16 protein-coding genes are annotated in these 21,200 nt (G+C 46.6%); 12 read left to right on the top strand and 4 right to left on the bottom strand.

From position 1 onward, the window contains the following. The first annotated feature begins 40 nt into the window (after positions 1-40). The 6 genes from IE165_RS06785 to IE165_RS06760 all read left to right on the top strand — a co-directional run bounded on the left by IE165_RS06785 (position 41) and on the right by IE165_RS06760 (position 9,974). On the top strand, positions 41-637 hold the full coding sequence (locus tag IE165_RS06785; protein ID WP_189625844.1) for an RNA polymerase sigma factor: 597 nt from the start codon (positions 41-43) through the stop codon (positions 635-637). A 67-nt stretch (positions 638-704) separates the two neighbouring features. Further along, complete coding sequence (locus IE165_RS06780) at positions 705-1,916, top strand: FecR family protein (RefSeq protein ID WP_189625843.1); 1,212 nt, start codon at positions 705-707, stop codon at positions 1,914-1,916. Positions 1,917-2,172: 256 nt separating this feature from the next. Then, positions 2,173-5,766: a SusC/RagA family TonB-linked outer membrane protein gene (locus tag IE165_RS06775; protein WP_229826410.1), complete on the top strand. Its 3,594-nt coding sequence runs from the start codon at positions 2,173-2,175 to the stop codon at positions 5,764-5,766. Positions 5,767-5,769: 3 nt separating this feature from the next. After that, positions 5,770-7,260 carry a RagB/SusD family nutrient uptake outer membrane protein gene (locus tag IE165_RS06770; RefSeq protein ID WP_189625841.1) on the top strand — a complete coding sequence of 497 codons (1,491 nt, stop codon included), beginning with the start codon at positions 5,770-5,772 and terminating at the stop codon, positions 7,258-7,260. Positions 7,261-7,269: 9 nt separating this feature from the next. Then, the gene (locus tag IE165_RS06765) at positions 7,270-8,646 is read left to right on the top strand and encodes a zinc-binding metallopeptidase (RefSeq protein ID WP_229826404.1); all 1,377 of its coding nucleotides are present in this window, start codon (positions 7,270-7,272) and stop codon (positions 8,644-8,646) included. A 2-nt stretch (positions 8,647-8,648) separates the two neighbouring features. Next, a complete protein-coding gene (locus IE165_RS06760) occupies positions 8,649-9,974 on the top strand; it encodes a DUF4302 domain-containing protein (protein ID WP_189625840.1) in 1,326 nt (441 codons plus the stop codon). 80 nt (positions 9,975-10,054) lie between these two features. Here the strand turns inward: IE165_RS06760 and IE165_RS06755 are convergent, their stop codons facing one another. The 4 genes from IE165_RS06755 to IE165_RS06740 all read right to left on the bottom strand — a co-directional run bounded on the left by IE165_RS06755 (position 10,055) and on the right by IE165_RS06740 (position 14,506). After that, positions 10,055-10,777: a menaquinone biosynthetic enzyme MqnA/MqnD family protein gene (locus IE165_RS06755; protein WP_189625839.1), complete on the bottom strand. Its 723-nt coding sequence runs from the start codon at positions 10,775-10,777 to the stop codon at positions 10,055-10,057. Next, positions 10,778-11,395: a histidine phosphatase family protein gene (locus IE165_RS06750; protein ID WP_189625838.1), complete on the bottom strand. Its 618-nt coding sequence runs from the start codon at positions 11,393-11,395 to the stop codon at positions 10,778-10,780. An 11-nt stretch (positions 11,396-11,406) separates the two neighbouring features. Continuing rightward, entirely contained in the window at positions 11,407-12,600 is a 1,194-nt protein-coding gene (locus tag IE165_RS06745; protein ID WP_189625837.1) for a radical SAM protein, read from the bottom strand. A 70-nt stretch (positions 12,601-12,670) separates the two neighbouring features. Continuing rightward, positions 12,671-14,506, bottom strand: a complete 1,836-nt coding sequence (locus IE165_RS06740; RefSeq protein ID WP_189625836.1) for an ABC transporter ATP-binding protein — start codon at positions 14,504-14,506, stop codon at positions 12,671-12,673. A gap of 160 nt (positions 14,507-14,666) precedes the next feature. Here IE165_RS06740 and IE165_RS06735 point away from each other — a divergent pair, with 160 nt between their 5' ends. The 6 genes from IE165_RS06735 to IE165_RS06710 all read left to right on the top strand — a co-directional run bounded on the left by IE165_RS06735 (position 14,667) and on the right by IE165_RS06710 (position 21,152). Beyond that, positions 14,667-15,845 carry a pyridoxal phosphate-dependent aminotransferase gene (locus tag IE165_RS06735; RefSeq protein ID WP_189625835.1) on the top strand — a complete coding sequence of 393 codons (1,179 nt, stop codon included), beginning with the start codon at positions 14,667-14,669 and terminating at the stop codon, positions 15,843-15,845. A gap of 148 nt (positions 15,846-15,993) precedes the next feature. Next, positions 15,994-16,833 carry a prephenate dehydrogenase gene (locus tag IE165_RS06730; RefSeq protein WP_189625834.1) on the top strand — a complete coding sequence of 280 codons (840 nt, stop codon included), beginning with the start codon at positions 15,994-15,996 and terminating at the stop codon, positions 16,831-16,833. Position 16,834: 1 nt separating this feature from the next. Further along, a complete protein-coding gene (locus tag IE165_RS06725; protein WP_189625833.1) occupies positions 16,835-17,359 on the top strand; it encodes a GNAT family N-acetyltransferase in 525 nt (174 codons plus the stop codon). Positions 17,360-17,583: 224 nt separating this feature from the next. Next, a complete protein-coding gene (gene hisG, locus IE165_RS06720) occupies positions 17,584-18,435 on the top strand; it encodes an ATP phosphoribosyltransferase (protein WP_189625832.1) in 852 nt (283 codons plus the stop codon). Next, positions 18,435-19,718 carry a histidinol dehydrogenase gene (hisD, locus tag IE165_RS06715; RefSeq protein ID WP_189625831.1) on the top strand — a complete coding sequence of 428 codons (1,284 nt, stop codon included), beginning with the start codon at positions 18,435-18,437 and terminating at the stop codon, positions 19,716-19,718. Before hisG ends, hisD begins: the two co-directional genes overlap by 1 nt. Before the next feature lie 132 nt (positions 19,719-19,850). Next, entirely contained in the window at positions 19,851-21,152 is a 1,302-nt protein-coding gene (locus tag IE165_RS06710; RefSeq protein ID WP_189625830.1) for an NAD(P)/FAD-dependent oxidoreductase, read from the top strand. Positions 21,153-21,200 lie beyond the last annotated feature (48 nt).

Raw genomic sequence — 21,200 nt, 5'->3', positions numbered from 1 at the left:
TTCACGAAAATAAAACCTAAATTAGCACCATCTAAACGGAATGAGTAGCCAAAAAATCGACAGATTAGCATTGTTACAGTTGAAAGAGGGCAATTATTTAGCCTTTAAGGCAGTTTATGACCACTACGCTCCTCCATTACTCAACTTTATCTATAAAATCGTCAAGGACATCGACCTCGCTCAGGATATTTTACAGTTAACTTTTGTGAAGGTATGGAAAAGCCATGCCCAAATCGACATGGAAAGGTCTTTTGATGCATATCTTTTTCAAATTGCCTCCTATAGCAGTATAGATCTTTTGCGACAGGTTGCTCAAAACGAGCGAAAAAAAGAGAAGTTAAAAGAGCAGGCGGAGGAATTTTCACTTTCGGTAGAAGAAGCGTTTCTTTTAAAAGAACAACATCTTATCATCGACCAAATACTTTCCCAATTACCTCCACAAAGGCGTGCAATCTTCCGACTTTGCAAATTGGAAGGCTATAGCTACCAAGAGGCTGCGACAGAACTGGGCGTATCTGTTTCGACAGTGAGCAACCAATTGGTTTCGGCTCTCAAAACATTACGCCAAACTTTAAACGGACGGGCTAAAAACATCATAATTATCAGCTACTTATATTTGCAATATCTTTATTTTTAAAAAAGTTTAGATTAGCATAGTGTGTTTTATCGAGATGCTTCGTATTACAGGTATACGTCATACTACTATGCCCTTATTACCCGAATTTGAAGACCTTCTTCAGCGTTTTCTTACCGATCAACTCCGCAGTGAGGAATTCGATAGCTTTTTCAACCAGCTTGCGGAAGTGGATGATAATGATTTGGCAGCCTATTTGGCGGCATGGGGAGTACAACAAGATTTTCATTTGCGGCCACAAATTAAGGATCAAGCAATGTGGGAGGCTAAACTGGGTAAACTCTTCAATGAATTGCCGGTCGACATACAGGAAGCCGAAACTAGATCAACCCTCTTACGCACCAAACGTATCAAGTTTTTAGGATTATCGGCAATAGCGGCAACCCTTATTTTAGCTTTCAGCTTTGCCTTCTATTTTTGGCAGTCGGAAACTACTCCAACTCCATTACCTACCTCGGCATCGACAACCTATCCCGCAGATAACGTATCGCAAATCACGCTTCCTAACGGCGAGATTATTACCATACAGGACAGTACTGCGGGACCGTTGTATAAAAATAATGAGTTGGAGATTGTACGTGTAGAAAATGGCGAACTTAGATTTGTTTATAAGAATCAGCACCTAGCCGCTCAAGCACAGCAATTCAACAGCATTCATACCTCCAAAGGTGGATTCACAAAGTTTCAGCTGGAAGATGGCACCAAAGTATACCTGAACTCAGAATCAACATTACGTTTCCCGTTGCTGTTTGCTGCAGACAAACGCGACGTATTCTTGGAAGGCGAAGGCTATTTCGAAGTGGTTAAAAAACCAAATGCACCCTTTCACGTCCATACCGCCAATCAACATATTGAAGTATTGGGTACCACCTTCAATATCAAATCGTACCACAACGAGAATCAAGAAACAACGACCTTGGTAGAAGGATCTGTCAAAGTGAAAGGCATCCATTTACAACAGCCACAAGACGTCCTATTGCTACCTGCACAGCAAGCGACAATTGATACCAAAGCTATTCAAGTGCATCAGGTTTCGCCAGAGGAGTACACGGGGTGGGTAAACAAACGCTTTGTTTTCTCCGGAACACCTCTGGAAGTGGTATTACGGGATATCGAGCGCTGGTATGACATTAAATTCGAATATGAAGGCGAACTACCGAATATCCGCATCGAAGGCAATCTTTCCAAAGATGTAGCCCTTGACAAACTCTTGAAGGTCCTATCTATCAATACCAAGTATGATTTTTCTATGAAAGGAAGGAGGGTTTACATGGAGAAATAGTACAAAATATAAGGCGTTAAAAAAGACCAGGGATGGTTGCAACACCCCTAGTCCCGTATAAAAAGGCCTGATCCTGAATCCGTAAACAGAATAACTAACCTATTAGCACAAATATAACGATATCTATGGACATCGTCATTGATCTTCTGTGCTACTCAATGAGAAAATTATGAAATGTAAAACAGTATATGCTGTTCAATTTCACCGAAAAAAAAGTAAAAAGACAGACTTAACTAGCCTAATTCAAAAGATCTGTATGAGATTAACATTCTTTATTTTTCTGTGCATTAACCTACAGGCCATGGGCAATTCCGTGGCTCAGCATGTAAGCTTATCGCTTAAAAATGTACCTTTAAAAAATGCGCTAAAAGAGGTGCAGAAACAGACATCCTACGATTTCATGATCAACGCGGAGTATTTGGCCAAATCGAAATCCGTGTCGGTTGAATTAAAAAACATGCCCATCAACAAAGCGCTGGATCTTATTTTCGAGCACCAACCTTTCGGCTATGCATTGACCGATGAAATTATCACCGTCGCACCGCGCAAAACCAGCGAGGTGCAGACCAGAAATTTTGGTTCTTCGTCTCAGCAAACGGTCGCTACCGGTAAAATCATGGATGAATATGGCACGGTGATCCCTGGTGTAAACGTCAAAGAAATTGGCAGCAGTAACGCCGTTTCCAGTGGTTCCGACGGGGCATTCAGTATCCGGCTGCGCAATAGCAATTCCTCCCTCAGCTTTTCCATGGTAGGCTACAAAACGTTGGTACGCCCGTACCAAGGCGATGCCATGCGTGTCGTGCTGCAGATCAATGAAAATGAAATGGACGAGGTGGTCGTTACGGGCTTCCAAAATATCAGCAAGAAGTTGTTTACCGGCGCGTCTGCATCGGTAAAAATGGAAGATACAAAAATTGAAGGGATGACCGATGTCAGCCGTATGCTTGAAGGACGTGTGGCTGGGGTATCCGTTCAAAACGTCTCCGGCACCTTCGGCTCGGCGCCGAAAATTCGCGTGCGCGGTGCCACATCCATTACGGGCGACAACAAGCCCCTGTGGGTGGTGGACGGTGTCGTTCTGGAAGATATCGTAAACATCTCCAACGACCAACTATCCAGCGGTGATGCCTTGACCTTGATCGGATCATCGGTAGCAGGAATCAATGCCGAAGATATCGAGACCTTCGAAATCCTTAAAGATGCATCTGCGACGGCACTGTATGGCGCTAGAGCCATGAATGGTGTCGTGGTTATCAGCACAAAGAAAGGAAAGGTGGGCGCGCCGTCGGTCAGCTACAACGCCAACTTCTCCACCTACCTCAAACCCTCCTACTCGACGTTTAATATCATGAATTCTTCGGACCAAATGTCCGTCTATTCCGAAATGGATCGTAAAGGACTTTTTAATTTTGCGCCCTCCCTTCGCCGATCTAACGGGGGTATCTACACAAAGATGTACGAGCTTATCAACACCTATGATGAGCAAACAGGCAACTTTATGCTGGAAAACAGCACCGAAGCACGTGAACAATTCTTGAGCCGCTATGCGCGTGCCAATACCGATTGGTTTGATCTCCTTTTTCGAAATTCCTTTGTACAAGAGCATTCCATCGGCATCTCGTCCGGAACGGAAAAAGCCCGGCATTATTTTTCCGGAAGTTACTACCACGACAACGGTTATACCATTGCCGATAACGTGAAGCGCTTTACAGGAAATATGCGTTCCGACTATAATTTGGGCAGCCGCGTGACTGCCGGCGTTATTGTGAACGGGTCGCTTCGCGACCAACGCGTCCCCGGAACATTGGCCCGCGAAAACGACGCTGTTCGCGGCGAGTACACACGTAACTTTGACATTAACCCGTACTCCTACGCACTGAATACCAGCCGCGCCCTTACCGCCTATGATGAAGACGGCAATCTTGAATTTTTCACGCGCAACTATGCCCCTTTCAATATCATCCATGAGTTGGATAACAACAAGATCATGGTGAATATGGTGGATTTCAAAATTCAAGGTGAATTAGGCGTTAAGATCTTAAAAAACTTAGAGTATAAAGCTCTCGGATCGGTACGTTACGTAAAAACAAGTCGCGAAAACATGATCACCGAGTACTCAAACATGTCGGGTGCTTACCGCGCGGCCAACAATTCGACCATCCGCGATCGCAACAACTTCTTATACAACGATCCTGACAAACCCTACCAAGAGGCACAAGTTGTGCTGCCTGAAGGAGGCTTTTACATGCGTGGCGATGACATGCTAAAAAGCTACTATGGCCGCCATACCCTGCAGTACAATACAAAAATGTTTCAGGATCACGGTTTGAACGTGTTCATTGGGCAAGACATCCGCTTTGCGGATCGCCAATCTAGCTACAACAACGGCTACGGCTACCAGTATGATAAAGGTGGTGTACCATTCACCGACTATCGCATCATCAAGCAGATGTTGGAAGGGAATTACAACTATTTTGGTATGGACTACAACTACGATCGCTTTGTTTCCTTTTTTGGTAATCTACAGTACGATTACAAAAGCCGCTATGTATTTAGTTTCGCCAGCCGCTATGACGGATCCAACAAAATGGGTGATACGCGTGCCGCGAGATGGTTACCTACTTGGACATTTTCCGGATCTTGGAATATAGATGAGGAGCCCTTCATGGAAAACCTACCGCAGATCTCTATGTTAAAGCTTCGTGGTAGCTACGGTCTTACGGCCAACATCGGAAATGCCCGCAACTCCACAGCGCTGTTCAGCAATACGCAGACTAACAGACCTTACCTGTCCGAGACGGAGTCGAAAATAGCAATCACTGCGTTGGAAAACCAAGAACTGACCTGGGAAAAGCAATACGAAAGAAACGTCGGTTTAGACGTGGGCGTCTTCAACAATCGCCTGACCCTATCAGCCGACTATTTCCACCGCGACGGATTTGAGCTGATCAACAGTGTACGTACATCCGGAATCGGCGGGCAGGCCACCAAATCGGCAAACTATGCTGATATGACATCCAACGGGGTAGACATTACTTTGGGCATGGCATGGTTTCGAGAATCAAATTGGAAATATCGCACCAACTTCACCTTGGGGTATGTGAAAAACAAAATTACCAACCTACGTAGCCTACCGCGCATTTTCGACTTGGTGATCCCTGAAGGAGGTCCCAAATTAGACGGCCCTGTACGCGGTCTTTACTCTGTACAGTTCGCCGGGCTAGATCCCTATACTGGTGTTCCCAACTTTCTGAATCACTTGGGAGAGACCAGCCCAAATGTCTATCTGCAGAGCACGAATACCGACTACCTGAAATTAGAAGGATCCGTAGATCCGCTATACACGGGAGGACTTTCGAACGTTGTCTCGTATAAAGGCGTTAGTTTAAATGTATTCGTAACCTATCAATGGGGCAACAAAATACGGTTAGATCGTGTGTTTAAAACCTCTTACAGCGACCTCGACGCCACACCGCGTGAATTTTTGGATCGCTGGACGATGCCAGGCGATGAGACCAGCACGAATATTCCTGCTATCATCGACGGACAGGTGGAACAAGCCTTAGGAAGCGTATATCCTTACAACAACTATAACTTCTCGGATATGCGCGTCGTGGATGGATCTTTCGTTCGTTTAAAGACGATTGCACTAAACTATATGTTGCCCAATAGCATCAGCAACAAATTGGGTGTAAAATCATTATCGACGGCGCTGAACGCCAACAACGTATGGCTCATCTATGCAGACAAGGGGCTCAAAGGCCAAGATCCAGAGTTTTTCAATTCAGGAGGTGTGGCCAATCCAATGCCTAAACAATTTACCCTAACCCTAAAAATTGGAATCTAGACCATGAAAAGAAAATTTATATATCCTATCCTTCTTTTTATCGCACTCCCCTTCGCGGGTTGTGAGAAATATTTAGACCAATTGCCCGACCAGCGTACCTTATTAAACAATGGGGAAAAGCTGTCAGAGCTGTTGGTTTCCGCTTACCCATCGGGCAACTACATTACTTTTTGTGAAGCCATGAGCGACAACGTAACAGATAACTTTGGTATGGGCACCAATGACGAGACGAATACCAACAGCTACGCATGGCGCGATGTAACGGCGGTCAACCAAGATTCACCGATCTACTACTGGAACAACGCCTACCGTGCCATCGCCGCCGCAAATGAAGTGCTAAAGGCTATCGCCGATGCCGGAGACCCGGCAGAATTTGCCTCAAAAAAAGGAGAAGCGCTGGTAGCAAGAGCATATGCTCACTTCATGCTCGTCAATTTATTTGCCAAATTCTACAACAGCAGCACCTCCAATGTCGATATGGGCATTCCCTATGTAGAAATTCCTGAAACGGTCGTTTGGAAAAACTACGAAAGGAATACGGTGAGTGCCGTCTATGAAAAGATAGAACGTGATCTGGTTGCGGGTCTTCCTTTAATAGTGGACAACTATAAAATTCCATCTTACCACTTTAACAGAAAAGCGGCCCATGCTTTTGCCGTTCGTTTTTATCTATACAAGAGAGACTACGCACAAGTTATCGCGCATGCAAATCTTGCTTTCCCCGAAGGAAACATCGAAAACAACATGCGTGACATGAATGGGCGCTACGCCACTTTCGGTTCAGAAGAATTTGCGTACGAATACACCAAATCAACCGAACGCGCCAATATCCTACTCGGTGAAACCACTTCTTGGTGGGCACGCCGTTTTAGGCAATATCGTTACTCGACCACATCGGCATTGTTAAACAGCGTTATCCAAGGCACCGTGGCCGGCAACTTGACAGCCATCCGTACCTGGTCATTAAGCAGCCAGTCCTTCTACACGCGTAAATTCATGGAACATTTCGTGCGTACGAGCATCAATGCCACCACCGGCGTGGGATACAATATGGTTCCCTTGTTCTCGACCGAGGAAGTGTTGCTAAGCCGTGCGGAAGCCCTCGCTTACCAAGGCCAGTACGACGCAGCCATGGCCGATCTAAATGCCTATGCAAAGAACCGCATCAAAGTGGCAGACTACAATAGCACACGCGTCATCGATAGGCAAAAAATTAAAGTGTACTTCTACAATGAACTGCCGGAAGAGGCATACACCGATGCCGTATTGCAAGAAGGATTGATCCAATCCTGTCTGCAGTTCAGAAGAGCCGAATTTATGCACGAGGGCTTGCGTTGGTTTGATATCCTCCGTTACAATATCCCGGTAACGCATGCTGTGTATGGAGGCAGCAGCATTACGCTACCAGCAGATGATCTACGCCGCGTATTGCAACTGCCTGAGGAAGTAAAACTCTCCAATGTCGAGCTGAACCCAAGACCTGAAAACGACTAGAACCGTATTATGAAAATGAGAAAAATAACTACATATGCCCTCCTTGCCAGCCTTGCCTTATTGGGTTTTAGCTGCAGCAAGGAAGATAATTTAGATAAAGAGATTGTTGGATTGGGCGGTGAAAAATGGGTAAAAAATGAAATAGACAACTATATTTACCAGACCTTCACCGTACCCTACAACATCGATGTATTATACCGATGGACGCCATCAGAGGTCAGCTTCGTCAACAACCTCGTTCCACCACAGGAAGATAAAATCAGGCCTGTCATGGAAATGGTCAGAGAGGGCTGGATCGAACCTTACATCGACGTGGTCGGTGCTGACTTTATAAAAAAGTTTGCACCTCGGCAATACCTTCTTGTGGGAAGCCCAGAGTACAATACCTCCGGAACCATCACGTTGGGCACCGCCGAGGCCGGCGCCAAGATTGTGCTGTATCGCGTCAATTGGTTTGATCTAAAAGATCGAGATTTGGTACAGGCCATGTTGAAAACGATCCACCATGAATTTGCACATATCCTGCACCAGACGGTTATGTATCCGAGAGAATTTGAGGCCATTACCCCGGCAGATTATACCTCGACATGGAACCAAGTCAACGTGACGGATGCACGCAACAAGGGCTTTATCTCTTCCTATGCGATGTCTGCTCCAGATGAAGATTTTGTTGAGATCGCCGCTATCATGTTGACACAGGGCTACCGCCCTTTCGAAAACATCATCAGCTCGATCAGCAATGCCGATGGTGTGCAGAAAATAAGGCAGAAACAACAGATCGTGCTGAACTATTTCCGCCAGACCTGGAATATCAACCTCTATGATCTGCAAGCAAAAACAGAAGCCGCAATCAACAAGCTTTCCCCGCCCCCATCCGCCTTCGAACGGTTAGGTTTCGGGCGTAGCAATACGGTCCTATTTACGTCCGTAACGACAGACGAAACAAATTGGTCGGCAAAGTTCAGAGAAACCTTTCAAAAAGCGTCCAGCTCTTTGGGAACGTTAGGCAACGCTGGTCGGTACTTGGAAGACCTCAACGTCATCCATTATCAGCAAGGAAAAATGATGCTCCGTTTGAAATACCGGAACCCTTCAAACCCGACGTCGGTTTTCAATGCCGATTTCCGTTTTGACTACACCGAGGACACGGCGAATAAAAGCAACACTTTTACGTATGTGGGTACCTCAACCGACCTTAACAGCACGGCAGGCGGCAATGCCAATACCATAAGACCTTATGTGGTCGAGCTGCTCAATTACTTTGATGGGCAAACATTCCGCTACAGCTGGTCCGACGACGGTGCTTACCCAACGGATTATAGCAAGATGATCAGACAAGACGATCAGACAAATTACATCTATGGATTGCTAAAAAACACTTATTAATCATGAAGTTTAGAAGTACACATATATTTATATTCCTCGTTGTCCTGTTCGCTTTCGGCGCATGCAAAAAAGAGGATGATCCGATCCTAGCCGATCCGGATAGCCGTTTGAGCGAATATTTGGCCAACAGCCTTGCTTTCCTCACGGAAGCACCATATGGCTATAAGGCATCGCTCGAAACCGTTGAGGGCAAAACCTTTACCCTGTTCATGCAATTCGACAGCGACGGGCGGGTACACATGCTTTCAGATTTTGCCGACGCATCTGCAGCGACCGTAGGCAGCAGCAGTTATCGTCTTAAGGCGCTGCAACGCCCCAGCCTGATCTTCGATACCTATAACTATATCTCCATTTTTGCCGATCCGCAGGGTTCAGTAAACGGAGGAACCAACGGCCAAGGGTTGAAAGGCGACAACGATTACAGCTTTGTGAAATTCTCCGGGGATACCGTTTCGCTGTTAGGCAACAAAAATGCTTCCGCGTTGACATTGATCCGTGCGAGTGAAGACGAGAAAGACGGTTTTATCGCGGGACAGCTGAGGACGTCGCGTGAAGTATTGCATAGTTATTTACAGAGCAACAGCAACTTATATATCGCGGATGGCACAAACAAAGTTGCATTTGCCGTTGACGCAAATAATCGTACGGTGACCTTAAGCAGACTGGAGGAAGACGGAATCACCATCAGCAGCGTTACGTCGTCCTTTGCGTACACACAGCAAGGGATCACGCCCGCACAGCTTACCTTTAACGGGGCTCCTGTAGAGGCAATAGCCTGGCAAGCCAGTACAAGCCGCTATACGATGCAGACCAATGGGAGTAGCTATGTCGTGGAAAGCAATCCTACCCCGGTCTTTCCGCTTTACCTCCAGTTTGGCTTCAACAAAACGTATAGCACCATAGGCACCACCACCAACAGCCTTCCTGCAGGCGTCAACTCTGCCTTCAACGATGTGTGGTCGACCGTGAATGCCAACTTTACCAGCACAAACCGTGCGATCAGGTATATGGAGTTCAAGATCATCTCGGAAACGCAAGCCACCTTATCGGTATTTTACTCTTCTGGCACGAGCAACTTCGTGGCAGATATGTCTTTTACCTACAGCTTGCAACAAAACCTGCTGACCTTGACCAGTCCAAGACGTGACTATTCCAACGGTAACTGGACCACACGCTTGGCGCAGCTACGGGTGCTGGAAGAATATATCCTGAAAGGCCCATTCGTATTGGACTGGGTTGATAGCAGTTCGCCTACGGTAACGGTTCCACTTGGTGGTCTTCGTCAACAAAGCGACAGCCAATCATTCCTGTACGGATTCCTGAAATAACTGAGGTTATTATTTTAAATCGTAAAAGCCAAACGAAATTCGTTTGGCTTTTACTTGTTCTACACTACAGCAGCAGTTCGCTAAAGTGCTTCGTAAAATGCGAGATATCGCTTAATGGCTTCCTTTTTGTCCGCCGTCAAATGAAAATCCAGATTCTTCGTCAAATATTTTTTGTAGTCAAAATTAGGGTATAGCGGCAGCCCCGCTATGACATCCTCCGGACGGGAAACGCCATCCGCCAAAGCGTAATTGAAAGCTTCGACAAATGCCTCAGGCAGTTTCTTATTGGACACCCATACGGCATAAGCAAATGGAAGTCCAGTCATTTCTTTCCAGTAGTGGCCAAGGTCATACACGTAGGGCACCGCATCCTTCTGCCCAAACGTCCGATCACCAATCAGCACGTATGCATCTGCTTCACCTTCCGTCAGGATGGCTACGTCTCGTTTCCAATAGTGTTTAAGTAATATACGGGCCAAGCCGTTTGATGTGCGTGATTGTACATCCAATCGCAATGACCGAATTGCCGTTATCGGCTTTTGGGAAAAGATAAATACCGAGTCGACAGCACCATCGCTACCGATGCAATAATCGCCGATGATATGGTATTCGGGCAATTTTAACAAAGCTGCAATAGGAATGATCCCCATATCCACCACATCATCGATTACTTTTTGTGCGCAAACACTGGGATAATCCACCGACAGGTCGATCGCATGCATCACATCATCCGAGTTTCTGATACCTTGTAGAAAGGGTAGTGTATTGGTATAAGAAACAGCGGAAACGCTTATTTTCTTCATTTAAAAATCTGCTAAGTGTTTGATATTGTAATGATCAACGATCGTAAATTTCTCTTGATCGTACTCCAAGACATATAGCGCCGTGTTGGTATGCGGGAAATCATCCATGAGGCAAACCTCCACATCGGTGAGATGGCATAGCATAATACGCAAGGCGCGCCCATGCATGCATACCAACACCGTCTTTTCATCGGTACGGGTCAACATATGCTTTATGGCTTCTTTCTGCCGGGCAACCAATGCATTGGGCGATTCGCCCTCTTCTATGCTGAGGTCCAGCTCGCCGTTGCGCCAAGAAGCGACGACCTGCTCAAATCCGGTCATGACAACTTCGTCCTGTTCTTTGCCTTCGTAGATTCCCCAAGAGATCTCATCGAGTCCGATCAGTTCCTCGGTAGGGATACCATCGTCGAGAAAACGTTGTACCGTTTGCTTCGTTCGCAGCAACGTGGATGTGTACACCTTATCGAAGGGTACAGCTTTAAAGGCTTCGTAAAATGCTTCAGCTTGCCTGAACCCCGTTGCATTCAAAGGAGAATCCACTCCTCTTCCTTGGACAATACCTTTGAGATTAAGGTCTGTCTGTCCGTGTCTTATAAAATAGAAAGTTTTCTTCAAAATTGATATAATTACTCTACTACGGGTAACGAATAATAGTTTGCCTTGCTGGTGGTTTCAAACACATGATCCTTATAATCGGTGACTACCTGATACAACGTATCGCGCTCAATAGGATGCCTACCGACATGTTTAATCAGTTCCACCACCTGTTGTGTGCTCATGCCCGGATGTTGTTCTTCCGCGCCGGCCATCGAATATATTTTAGTGGTATCGTCTAGCGTGCCATCGATATCATCCACCCCAAAAGCTAGCGAAAGCTGTGCGGTATCGCGCGAAATCATTGCCCAGTAGGCTTTGATATGGTCAAAATTATCCATATAGATACGCGCGATCGCATAGTTACGCAAATCTTCTATGACCGATACTTCCGGAACATCAGACATTTGATGTCCTTGATTACGAAACTTCAGCGGAATAAAGGTCTGGAAGCCGCCCGTTTTATCCTGTAACTGTCGCAAACGCTCCATATGGTCTACCCGGTGCCAAAATTCTTCGATATGCCCATACAGCATCGTTGCATTTGTGCGCATCCCCAAGTTATGCGCTTGCTCATGAATATCTAACCATTGCTCGGCCGTGCATTTGTCGCCTGCAATTTTCTCGCGCACATCTGCATGAAAAATTTCCGCGCCCCCGCCGGGCATAGAATCCAATCCGCATGCTTTCAAATATTTCAAACCCTCGTAATGCGTCAGCTTGGCTTTCTTGAAAATATAATAGTATTCCACCGGCGTAAGCCCTTTGATATGCAAAGCCGGACGATGTGCTTTACAGCGCTTAAAAAACTCGGCATAGAAGTCGAGATTTTGTTTGGGCACGACTCCCCCGGTAATATGTACCTCCGTAACGGGTTCATCGTCGTATTTGCGGATGATATCCATCATCCCGTCGACATCCATCTCCCAGCCTTCATCGCGTTGCTTGATTAGGCGCGAATAGGCACAGAATTTACAGTCGTATACACATACGTTGGTGGGCTCTATATGGAAGTTGCGGTTGAAATACGTATGATCGCCATGCCTCTTTTCTCGGATATAGTTTGCTAAAACACCTAGGTAGCCCAGCTCGCCACGTTCGTAAAGCAATACGCCCTCTTCAAACGTGATGCGTTCGGCTTGCATTACCTTCCGAGCGATACGTTTCAAGTCCGCATCTAAATTCTTATCTTGAATCAAGAAATCAAGTTTTTTCGTTGCATTCATCTCAGCCTCCTAACTAAGCAAATGTACCAATTAGCAAAGAAAAAAGCGATTCTGAAACCGCTTTTCTATGTCAATCAGCAAATTGCTGCATGTCTATCAATCGTTTATATAATCCTTGTTTATTGACCAGCTCGAGGTGGCTTCCTTGTTCCACAACCTTCCCCGCTTCGATCACCACGATCTTGTCCGCATTTTGGATGGTGCTCAAGCGGTGAGCGATAACCACCGTGGTTCTGTTCTCCATCAATTTGTATAGGGAGTCCTGCACCAGTTTTTCCGATTCGGTATCTAAGGCTGAGGTCGCCTCATCCAGCAACATAATCGGCGGATTGCGCAGCACAGCTCGGGCGATGCATATACGCTGACGCTGCCCGCCGGACAGTTTCGCACCGCGATCCCCAATATTCGTCTGGTAGCCCTCCTCTGTCTTCACAATAAATTCATGGGCATTGGCTATCTTGGCCGCATGCTCCACCTCTTCCATCGTCGCATCAGCCTTTGCGAAGGCAATATTGTTGAAAATACTGTCGTTAAACAAAATAGATTCTTGGTTTACTGTACCGATCAGGTTACGCAGCGAATCTTGCTTGACATCGCGCAGATCGATCCCATCGAGGGTAATGCTTCCGCCTTTGACATCCATGAAACGCGGTATGAGGTCAATCAAAGTCGATTTTCCTCCGCCCGAAGGCCCCACTAAGGCGATGGTTTTCCCCTTCGGTATTTCCAAGTTGATCTTGTTCAAGATCTGCTTCTCCTCGTAAGAGAAATCCACATCGTGGAAAACAATCGATTGGTCGAATCCCGTCAACGTCACGGCATCAGCTTTATCGTTCACCACACTGCGCTCATCGACAAGATCCAACACACGTTCGCCGGCAGCAATACCATTATGGATGCTGGAAAAGGCATCAGTCAATGCTTTGGCCGGGCGCATCACTTGCGAGAATATAGCGATGTAGGTGATAAACTCAGACGCCTTCAGATCGCCTTCCCCATCCAATACCAAACCGCCTCCATACAGTAAGATCACCGCCACCATCAACACGCCCAACAGCTCGGACACGGGCGAGCCCATCTGTTGTCTGCGCACCATGCGACGCATAATCTTCGAATAATATTCGCTTTCGCCATTGAAGCGATCTTTTACGAATAGGGTACCATTAAACGCCTTGATAATTTTAATGCCAGACAACGCTTCATCCAAGTAGGAGATCATATTGGCATAGGATTTCTGCCCTTCACGTGCCTGCTCGCGCAGTTTTTTAACAATCCTTGAAATAAAAAAGGCCGAAACAGGAATAACGGCCAAGGAGAACAACGTAAGCTTTGCAGAAAGCGCAAACAGAACCACAATGTAAGCAATAAGTTGAAGCGGTTCTTTAAAAGCGACCTGCAACGTAGAGGTAACCGAGAATTGCACCACCTGCACATCCGATGCTATCTTGGAGATAATATCTCCTTTTCTACTGTTCGTGAAATAGCCGAGATGCAGATCCATCACATTGTTGAAAACCGATTTTCGGAGGTTAAGCAAAGTGTGTATGCGGAGATTTTCCATGATCCGCTGCGAAAAATATCGGAAAAGATTGCTTATAAAAACAGAGATCACAATCACGATACATACATATTTCAAGGCTTCGAATGGCCCGATATCATAATATAGCTTATCAGCATAATAGGTAAACCAGCCCCCAATGTCGTCCAACCCCTGCGGTTTTTGCGCAAGCTCTACCGGCGCCAAATCCGCATCTCCCGTTCCTTTGAAAAGCACCTGCAACAGTGGCGCCAAAAGCGCCAAATTGAGCGTCCCAAAAACCACCGTTACCACCGTACAGATAATATACGGAATGGCGTATTTTTCGATAGGTTTCGCAAAGGACAACAGTCTAAAGTATGTCTTCATGTATTTTATTCAGGCTACAAAAGTAATAAAAAAGAATGAGCGTTAACAAATTGCCTCGATAAGCCTCCATATTGTTGCATAGAACTGATAAATTCCTTTTTAATAAGTTATTTCTTGCTTTAAATCTGTATTTTAGGCGCTAAATTTCAACATAGACAGCATGTATATGGAAGTTGCCGGCAGGCTAAAACAGACAGAAGAATACTACTTTTCGAAAAAGTTACGCGAGATCGACGCCATGAACAGCGCTGGTGCGCAAGTAATTAACTTAGGCATAGGCAGTCCAGACCTTCCTCCCCATCCAGCCGTCATACAGGTTCTGCAGGAAGAAGCAAGCAGAGCAACGGCCCATGGCTATCAAAACTACAAGGGAGCCCCCGCGCTGCGCGATGCTATGGCTGCGTGGTATGCGCGCTATTACCATGTGGCGTTGGATCCCCAAACCGAAATCCTACCTTTAATCGGTTCGAAAGAGGGGATCGTACACATCTGCATGACATACCTACAGGAGGGCGACCAAGTGCTCATCCCAAATCCGGGTTATCCAGCCTACAGCAGTGCCGTGAAGGTCGCGGGGGCTACAGCTATCCCTTATGAGCTTAAGGCAGAACGTAACTGGCAACCCGACTTTGAGGAATTGGAGAAGCTTGATCTGTCGGCCGTCAAAATCATGTGGATCAACTACCCACATATGCCTACGGGTGCGTTGGCGACGACCGCACTTTTCGAGCAGCTCATCGCTTTTGGAAAAAAACATCAGATATTGATCTGCCACGATAATCCCTATAGCTTTATCCTCAATGCGCACCCCCAGAGCATCATGAGCGTGGAAGGTGCAAAAGAGGTAGCCATAGAACTTAACTCGTTGAGTAAATCATCGAATATGGCCGGCTGGCGCATAGGCATGCTGGTGGGCGACCAAACCCGTATCATTGATATATTGCGGTTCAAAAGCAATATGGATTCAGGCATGTTTCTGCCTATGCAGTTGGCGGCAGCCAAAGCATTGCAATTGGACGAAAGCTGGTACAGCGAGTTGAATGCGGTATATGCACAACGTCGTGAGAAGGTATACACCATCATGGATCTATTGGGATGCACATACGATACGGCACAGGTAGGTCTCTTTGTATGGGCGAAAATACCAGCTACCTATCAAGATGCGTATGCCTTGAGCGATGAGGTGCTGAACAAAGCGCAGGTGTTTATTACACCGGGCGGCATATTCGGCTCTGCCGGGAACAACTACATCCGCATCAGTTTGTGCGCAAAGGAGGATGTTCTAGATCGTGCTATTGCCCGCATCTTGAATGCACAAAAGGAAGCTAAAGGCAAGTAGTAAGCGCTTGGAAGTTATGGCGAAAATCGCGTCATCGTGTGCCTCCCTGCGATGACGATGGTCTAAATGAGTGGTGCTTACCGTAGCAGTGGCATTCCGTTAGCGCCCTATTTTTTTATTTTTTACCTTTTAATTTTTACTTTTAAAAATGAACATAGCCATTGTTGGTATCGGTTTGATCGGGGGATCGATTGGTATCCGTTTGAAAGAAACGAACTTTTGCGAGCAAGTCATTGGTGTGGAGAAGAACGAATCAAACCAAAAAAAAGCCCTGCAAATGGGGCTGGTAGATGAGATACTTTCACTGGATGAGGCCTTATCGAGCTGTAAAATTATTGTGCTCACCATTCCTGTAGACGCTATCTTGACGCTTTTGCCCAGTCTGCTCGACAAGGTTACGGATCACGTGATCATCGACATGGGATCCACAAAGACCAATATCCTCAACCTCATTGCCGACCATCCCAACCGGGGTCGCTACGTGGCGGCACACCCCATGGCCGGTACGGAGTATTCGGGTCCCGAAGCAGCGATTCCAAATCTTTTTAAGGACAAAGTGATGGTATATGTCGAAGCTTTCAAAACCGATGAAGACGCCTTTGAGCTGGCCGATGCGCTGACAGATCAATTGGAGATGAAAACCTCCTTTATGAATGCCGATGAGCATGATATGCACACCGCCTACGTATCGCATATATCGCACCTGACCTCCTTTGCGCTAGCCCTTACGGTACTCGAAAAAGAGAAGTCACAGGGCCGGATCTTCGAATTGGCGGGGTCAGGATTTCAGTCGACAGTGCGTTTAGCCAAATCTTCTCCAGAGATGTGGACACCAATTTTCAAGCAAAACCGTTCCAACGTCCTAGAAGTTCTGGAAGAGCATATCAAGCAACTGCAAAACCTGTACAATAAAATCGATCAGGAAGATTACGAAGGTCTGCACAAGTTGATCAAACGCTCCAATAAGATTAAACGTATCATCAAGTAACATGGAATTTCGCGCATTAGAAAATAGCGATATAGCGTTGAAACCGCTGCAACCAAGCGATTTAAACAGGTTGTTCAAAGTGGGATCGGATCCCGAAATATGGGCACAGCATCCAGATGCGAACCGGTACCAGCCCGACGGCTTTCGTGTGTATTTTGACAAGCTGATGGAAACAGATATGCCCTTCCTGATCATCGACAAAGCGAAGGATGTGGTCATCGGTGCTACATCCTATTACCAGTACGACGCCGCAACCAGCAAAATCGCCATAGGCTTTACCTTCTTGGCCAGATCCTATTGGGGAGGCATCACGAATAGCGCCGTAAAGGCCATGATGCTGGAACACGCCTTTCAGTATGTGGACACCGTGATCTTCCATGTTCGGGAGCACAACTTCCGATCGCAGGCCGCTTTGGCCAAACTGGGAGCGGTGCATACCAAAAGCTATCCGGCTCCGGCGGATCCAAACACACTTCAGCTGGAATATGAGCTGACTAGGGCCTTGTGGACGGGCAGCGCCCGGTGAACAAAAGTTTTCTAAAAATTAACGTCCGTAATTTGCAAAACATATCGCAATAACTTACATTTGTTGTGCTATTAATAAACAATGACTCATTTGTTCACCCATCACATCCATTTTCATCATCGCCAGTTTGGCGATATGTAATGTTATGTGTTTCTACGTGAAGCAAAGTTCCCCGAGTTATATTTCTTTTATTAATAAACGTTTTACAACAAAAACCTTATATTTTGAAAAATCTTAAGATAGCTATCCAAAAATCGGGTAGATTAAATGAAAAATCGGTTCAACTGCTGAAAAATTGCGGACTCGATTTTGAAAACTATAAAAGCTCCCTGATCACCACCGTTAACAATTTTAATCTCGAAATCCTTTTTCTGCGCGACGATGATATTCCAGGTTATGTAGCACAGGGCATTGCCGATCTAGGCATCGTTGGCGAGAACGTGATCGATGAAAGTGAGGCCAAAGTGACCTACCTACAGCGTCTTGGGTTTGGACGCTGCACGTTAAAAATTGCTATTCCCAAAGATTCCCCTATTAAAGATCTGTCCGACCTAAATGGTAAAGCTATCGCCACCTCCTACCCTGTTATCCTGCAACAATTTTTGGATGAATACCGCATTCAGGCCGACATCCGCGAAATATCCGGATCCGTGGAAATTGCGCCAGGTTTGGGTTTGAGCGATGCGATTTGTGACATCGTATCCACGGGCGGCACGTTAAAAAGCAACGGACTAAAGCCTTTTGCGGATGTGCGCAGTTCAGAAGCCATATTGATTGGCCGCGACGGTTTATCGGAAAATCCGATCGTCTGCGAATTGATGCAGCGTGTGCAATCGGTACTGCGCGCGAAAGAAACGAAATATGTGGTGCTGAACGTCGAAAAAATCAACTTGCCCCAGATCACGGAACTTTTGCATGGCGTAAAGAGTCCGACGGTGGTTCCCTTGGCGGAAGAAGGTTGGGTGGCCGTACATACCGTTATTACGGAAGATGATTTCTGGGACAAGATAAATACGTTAAAGGCGGCTGGCGCACAAGGAATTGTCGTGATGCCGATTGAGAAAATTATTCTATAATGCTGAAGCAGTATACGTTAACCGATCTATCCGATGAGGCGGTAGAGGCATTGGTTGCCCGCAACATGGATGACACCCGCGCTATCGAAGAAGCCGTACAGCAGATCATTGCTGAAGTTCGGCAAGATGGCGATACCGCGCTGCGCAGTTTCGCGGCAAAATTTGACAAGGTAGAGCTGCAACAGCTTTACTTGGAGAAAGCCGATATTGAAGAGTTGGCCATGACCATTACGCGCGATCAACAACGGGCGCTGGAAATCGCTTTCCAAAACATACATAAATTCCATAGTACGCAGCTCCGTCGGGAGCGCGCCGTAGAAACCATGCCGGGCGTCAAATGCTGGCGGGAGGTTCGCCCCATTGAAAAGGTAGGGCTATACATCCCGGGGGGATCTGCCGTATTGCCCAGCACCTTGCTGATGTTGGGGGTGCCCGCTCGCATTGCTGGTTGCAAAGAGATTGTCGTTTGCTCGCCGCCGCAGCAAAGTGGCAAGATCAATGGATTTGTGGCCTATTGTCTCCAACTGTTGAAGATCGATCGCATATACCTTTCCGGTGGCGCACAAGCTGTTGCGGCGATGGCCTTCGGCACGGAAAGTATTCCCAAAGTGGATAAAATATTTGGCCCCGGCAACCAATTTGTCACCAAAGCGAAAAGTTTGGTGCAAGGTATGAGCAATGTCAGCATCGATATGCCGGCAGGTCCATCGGAAGTGCTCGTAATAGCCGACGAGACCGCCAATCCAGCCTATGTCGCCGCCGATCTATTGGCGCAGGCCGAACATGGCCCCGATAGCCAAGCGGTGCTCGTATCCACATCGGCGGAGCTGCTAAACGCTGTCAACAGCAAGCTCGACGAACAGCTAGCGATCCTGCCGCGCGCAGAAATCGCCAAAATGGCCATCGCCAACTCCTACGCCGTCGAAGTAGAAAACTTGCAGGAGGCCATACGCTTTTCCAACCGCTATGCACCCGAACACCTTATTTTGGAAACCGACCTGTGGGAAAGCTTAACGCGGTACATCAGCAATGCCGGATCGGTGTTCTTAGGACACCTTACCCCCGAGAGTGCCGGCGATTACGCTTCGGGCACCAACCACACCTTGCCAACCTCAGGATATGCCCGCTCCTATTCCGGGGTATCCGTCGATTCTTTTGTCAAAAAGATCACATTCCAGCACATCAACGCTGAAGGCTTAAACCAAATTGGCTCTACTGTAGAGATCTTGGCCGAACTGGAGGGATTGCATGCGCACAAAAATGCGGTCAGCGTCAGAAAATAAAACAAAAAAGGGTGCGCCACGACGGCTGCCCTTTTTATTTTAATATATTTGCACCTTCATTTGCGAAACTATAGAATCAACTTTATTGTTCTAAAGCTGTTGGCAAATCTTAAAACAAACGAATAGCTTATTATGGCAAACAGTAAAAAACATATTGTAATTGTCGGCGGCGGCTTCGCAGGGATAAACTTCGTCCGCTCTTTAGGGAGCAATGATGCTTATCAGGTGACGCTCGTCGATATCAATAACTACAACTTCTTCCCTCCGCTTATCTACCAAGTTGCTACGGCATTTATCGACTCTTCCAATATTAGTTCGCCCTTCCGGAAGATGTTTAAAAAACACAAAAATTTTGCCTTCCATTTAGGTAAGCTTTTGCAGATCAACAGTGATGACAATACGATAGAAACCGATACCGGACTCTTACACTACGATTACCTGGTGCTGGCTGTGGGAACCGAAACCAACTATTTCGGCATGGATAACGTCAAGAAAAATGCGTTCCCCATGAAAAATATCACCGATGCTTTGGCTATTCGGAATAAGATACTGGTTAATTTAGAAGAATACATCCAACGGGTAGATGATCCCCATCGCGATGCTTACCTCAATATAGTCGTGGCTGGCGGTGGACCTTCCGGCGTAGAGATATCTGGCATGATTGCCGAACTCAGTGAACGTATTGTACGCAAGGAATATCCGGAATTGGCAGGTCTGACACCGAAAATCCACCTAGTGGATGCAGCTCCCGTGCTACTGGGCCCCATGAGCAAGGTTGCACAACAGGAAGCCAAAGAAGTACTGGAGAAATTGGGCGTAGAGATCACGTTAAACGTTGCTGTTAAAGATTACCAAAACGATCTGGTGGTATTGAGCGATGGTAAAGAAATCTTAACCAAAACGTTGATATGGACTTCCGGCGTGATTGCGCGCGAACTTCCGGGACTACCGGCCGAGAAATTTGGCCGCGGCCGTCGTGTATTGGTAGACCAGTTCAATACCGTTCAAGGTTACAACAATATTTTCGCCATCGGCGATATCTGTCTGCAGACTACCGATGCCGGCTTTCCGAATGGACATCCCCAGCTGGCACAGGTCGCCATGCAACAGGGCACCTTGCTTGCCAAAAACATTGTTGCCAAAGACCGACAGGGTAGTTTGAAACCATTCTCCTACTGGGACAAAGGCAGCATGGCCGTAATCGCTCGATACAAAGCCGTTGCCGACCTACCGAAATTCTCTTTCAAAGGATGGTTCGCTTGGTTGACGTGGCTATTGATCCACCTTATCCCCATCGCTAGCTTCCGTAATAAATGGAAACTATTGGGAAACTGGATCTGGTCTTTCTACTCGGCCAACTCTGGACTCCGTTTGATCATCCGCAGCGAACGGAAGCGGGATGCCAAAGAAGTACGGACGAATATCGAAGGATAAAAAATAATAAGGTCGGGCATTTGTCCCGACCTTATTTGCTTTCAAAAT

Origin of the sequence: Sphingobacterium griseoflavum, assembly GCF_014653155.1 — a bacterium.
Taxonomy (GTDB): domain Bacteria; phylum Bacteroidota; class Bacteroidia; order Sphingobacteriales; family Sphingobacteriaceae; genus Sphingobacterium; species Sphingobacterium griseoflavum.
The sequence above is the reverse complement of the archived record's forward strand: the minus strand, read 5'-3'. Positions and strand labels throughout refer to the sequence as shown.